Below are 808 nucleotides of genomic sequence, written 5' to 3'. Positions count from 1 at the left end.
AGAGAGAACTTCTCCATTTGATGTCATTTTATTTTCAACAAAAGCGTATCACTTAAACGAGGCAATTCAAGATTTGAAGCCGTTTGTTGGCGAAAATACTGTAATCATTCCATTGTTAAATGGTATCGCTCATTTATCGCTATTACAAAAAGAATTCGGCGAAGAAAAAGTAATTGGCGGTTTATGCTTTATCGAGACGACGTTAAACGATCAAGGAGAAATTGTACAAACTAGCGCTGCCAACAGACTTGTGTTTGGAGAAATTAAGTCTCAAAATTCAGAGAGAGTAAAGCATATTTCTAAAGCATTTGCAGGTACGAAATCTAGTTTTGTTTTAAGTGAAAATATTACGCAAGATATGTGGCATAAATATTTATTTATTACTGTAATGTCCGGTGTGACAACGTTAATGCGTGCACCAATTGGACCAATCCGTGAAAGTGAAGGCGGCCGTGATTTTATCCGTAATGTATTTGAGGAATCTGTACAAATCATGAGAGTATTAGGAGCTCCAATAAAGGTTAATAATGTCCAGGAACATATGAAAACAATTGATAAAATTTCGTATGATATGAAGTCATCGATGCAACGTGATATGGAGAAGGGTTCGTTTATTGAAGGGAAGCACTTGCAAGGATATTTACTGGATGTAGCAGAGCAATTTTCTATAGCGGCACCATTATTAGGCACTATATATCAAAATTTAAAGGTGTATGAAGAGATGACCTTTAACAGATCTGTAATAGAATTAGATGTATGAAAAAATAAAAAAGATAGCAATATATAAGTGTATTGCTATCTTTTTTAT

At 34.2% G+C, this 808-nt stretch carries 1 protein-coding gene; it reads left to right on the top strand.

Annotated features, from left to right (window positions below; all coding sequences use genetic code 11):
- On the top strand, positions 1-760 hold a 760-nt coding region (locus tag DN401_RS29645), incomplete at its 5' end, for a ketopantoate reductase family protein (RefSeq protein ID WP_149288138.1).
- Positions 761-808: the final 48 nt, after the last annotated feature.

It is taken from the genome of Bacillus sp. BF2-3 (assembly GCF_008368795.1).
Lineage (GTDB): Bacteria > Bacillota > Bacilli > Bacillales > Bacillaceae_G > Bacillus_A > Bacillus_A cereus.
The sequence above is the reverse complement of the archived record's forward strand: the minus strand, read 5'-3'. Positions and strand labels throughout refer to the sequence as shown.